4 protein-coding genes and 1 pseudogene are annotated in these 2767 nt (G+C 67.5%); all 5 read left to right on the top strand.

Features of this window, described 5'->3' with window-relative positions:
• Positions 1-251 (top strand): annotated as a pseudogene (locus N864_RS21160) (type VI secretion protein); the annotation flags it as partial.
• Between the two features lie 80 nt (positions 252-331).
• Positions 332-772, top strand: coding sequence for a single-stranded DNA-binding protein (locus tag N864_RS21155; RefSeq protein WP_034224863.1), 441 nt, complete (start codon positions 332-334; stop codon positions 770-772).
• A 37-nt stretch (positions 773-809) separates the two neighbouring features.
• The gene (locus N864_RS21150) at positions 810-1349 is read left to right on the top strand and encodes a hypothetical protein (RefSeq protein WP_081794104.1); all 540 of its coding nucleotides are present in this window, start codon (positions 810-812) and stop codon (positions 1347-1349) included.
• 4 nt (positions 1350-1353) lie between these two features.
• Complete coding sequence (locus N864_RS21145) at positions 1354-1581, top strand: hypothetical protein (RefSeq protein WP_034722056.1); 228 nt, start codon at positions 1354-1356, stop codon at positions 1579-1581.
• A 181-nt stretch (positions 1582-1762) separates the two neighbouring features.
• On the top strand, positions 1763-2767 hold a 1005-nt coding region (locus N864_RS21140; protein ID WP_034722055.1), incomplete at its 3' end, for a recombinase family protein.

Genomic DNA, 2767 nt, shown 5'->3' with positions numbered 1-2767 from the left:
ACGAGTACACCGACAGCGTGACCCTCGGCGACCACGGCACCCGCTCCAACCAGCGTTCGGTCCGCCGTGTGCCGATTCTGCCGCCAGACCGCATCCGCACCCTGCCGTTCGGCACCGGCATCACGATGCTGCGCTCCGCACCGCCCATCGTCACCGACCTGCGCGCCTGGCCGACCCGGCCCGACGCCGCGCAGCTCCGCAGCGACCGCAACGAACTCGAAGCATTGCTGCGCCACCGCCCCGCGTCCTGACGACGCTTGGAAGCTCCAGTGCACCTGCCTGACAGAGCGACCACACGCAGTTGGTCGCCCGAGTTCAGGAGGAGGCCATCATGGCCATTCACACCCAGGAATCGCTGTCAGGCTTCATCGCTTCGGAGCCGTTGCTCACCGAGACGGCAAAGGGAGACGCCAGGTTCTTCGCCCGTATCGGCAAGGAGCACTTCCGCCGCGAGGACGACGGCTCGTTCACGCAGACCGAGACGACCTACCACCACCTGGTGATGTTCGGGCGTTCCGCTGAGCACGCGCACGCGAGCTTCGCCCAGGGCGACAACTTCGTCGCCGAGGGCTACACGCGGCCGGTCAACTACGAGCGCAACGGTCAGGCAATCGAGGGCGAAGAGTTCGTCGCCAAGAAGATCGGCCACGACGCCGCGCGAACCCGCTACGAGGTCGACCGGACGCCGCGCAATGGAGTGGGCCGGGACGCAGCAACGTACGAGCCGACGCAGCGAGCAGCGACCGCGGCGCACGCCCCGGTCAGCATGTGAGTTCGGGAGTCGAAGCACCATGAACGATCAGCATGAGATGGATGAGCCGGACGTCTTCGACGGACCGCCCCGCGTCACGAACGCGGACATGCCCGAACCGCCGCACCCCGTGAACTGGAACCTGCTGACGGCGCACGAGCTGGAGCAGGAATGGCTCGCGCTGAACCGGTGGGTTGACTGGCTGCGGCGCACCTATGGCCTCCCGGTCGCGGTGGTGCCGCCGTTCTGGCACCACCACCCGGAGATGGTCTGGGAGCTGTCGGCGCTGCACCTGCATTGGCTCGCGGCCTACGACCCCGAGCAGAACGCATCCGCGCCGCTCGGTTGGCACCGCGACTTCGCCGACGCTCGAGAGCGGCTTCGCTACTGGGTCACGGCCTGCGGTACTCGTGGGGACCGCGACCGCCCGACCCGGCAAGCTGCGTGGCCCGGTGAGGACCCGGCACCCACGATCCAGGACTTCACCTTCACCGACCGGGACGCCGAGTTCGTCGAGTTCGTCATCGCCCAAGTCCGCAAGCGCCAGGAGGCCGAAGACGAGTTCTACGCCGGCCTGGACGACGACGAAGCGCAGTAGACCGATGAGCCGCTACGCCAAGAAGACCGACCGTCGCCCCTACGAGGAGCGGTCGTTCTCCGTCCGGGCCGTCCACCGCGAACGCGCCGACCTGCACAAGCTCGCCGAGGTTCTCATCCGGCTGACATTGCAGGAGACCGGCGAGAGCCGCGCGGCCCGCGCAGCCGAGCGGGTGCCCGACACCTACCGGGCGGCGACGGATGGCCTGGCCGCCTCCGAAGCCGCCCGGTAGAATGAACTGTGCAAGCCTCGCGATGCGGGGTGTTGTGGCCTAAACCTCGCCGCTCGGCGAGCAACACGCACCGAGACCATCGGGTCCCGCCCTACAGCCTTCAACGGCTGCTCTCACGATCAACACCCCTCCCACCAACAGTGGGAGCGCGAGGGTCGAACCGCGTGAGAGTGAGCCCCCGATGACCACCATTGCCGACGATCCGGCTACCAGCCTCATCGACCCGCCCAACACTGCGGCTGCCGCCGTGTCGTACCTGCGGGTCTCCACCCGCGAGCAGGCAGAGAAGGGCGGGACCGACGAAGGCTTCTCGATCCCCGCCCAGCGCGAAGCGACCCGGCGTAAGGCCGAACAGCTCGGCGCCGGCATCGTCGAGGAGTTCGTCGACGCGGGAGCCTCAGCCAAGTCGTCCGACCGGCCCGAACTGATGCGGATGATCCAGTACGTCAAGACCAACAAGGTCGCGTACTGCATCGTTCACAAGGTCGACCGGCTCGCCCGCAACCGCGCCGACGACGTGAGCATCCACCTCGCACTCCAACAGTGCGGGGTCATGCTCGTGTCCGCGTCCGAGAACATCGACGAGACCCCCTCCGGGATGCTCCTGCACGGCATCATGTCCACCATCGCCGAGTTCTACTCCCGCAACCTCGCCACCGAGGTCGCCAAGGGCATGACCCAAAAGGCCATCGGCGGCGGCACGAACGGACGCGCGCCCATCGGCTACTTGAATGTCCGCAAGCGCGACGAACTCGGCCGCGAAGTCCGCACCATCGAGCTCGATCCCGAGCGAGCACCGATGATCGAGTGGGCGTTCAAGGCCTACGCCTCGGGCAACTGGAGCGTCAGCCAGCTCCATGACGAACTCACCTCGCGCGGGCTGCGCAGTCTGCCCACCCCGAAGCGGCCGGCGAAGCCGCTGGCGGTATCCACCATCCACCGGCTCCTGACCAACCCGTACTACAAAGGCGATGTCGTCTACCGAGGCACCCGCTACAAGGGCAACCACCCGGCGCTCGTGCCCGCCGAGGTCTGGTACCAGGTCCAGTCCGTGCTCACCGCGCACCAGTGCGCCGTCGAGGCAACCCAAGTCCACGGCCACTACCTCAAAGGCACCATCCACTGCGGCCAGTGCGGGTCCCGGCTCATCGTCTCCAACGCGAAGAACCGCCACGGCAACGTCTAC

This window comes from Intrasporangium chromatireducens Q5-1 (assembly GCF_000576575.1).
Classification (GTDB): Bacteria; Actinomycetota; Actinomycetes; order Actinomycetales; family Dermatophilaceae; genus Intrasporangium_A; species Intrasporangium_A chromatireducens.
Note: the sequence above shows the minus strand (reverse complement) of the source record. Positions and strands in the feature narration are given on the sequence as shown.

Bases quoted from the DNA above. Each gene is read 5' to 3' on its own strand.
- N864_RS21155 (WP_034224863.1), top strand. From the start codon at position 332: ATGGCCATTCACACCCAGGAATCGCTGTCAGGCTTCATCGCTTCGGAG.
- N864_RS21150 (WP_081794104.1), top strand. From the start codon at position 810: ATGGATGAGCCGGACGTCTTCGACGGACCGCCCCGCGTCACGAACGCG.
- N864_RS21145 (WP_034722056.1), top strand. From the start codon at position 1,354: ATGAGCCGCTACGCCAAGAAGACCGACCGTCGCCCCTACGAGGAGCGG.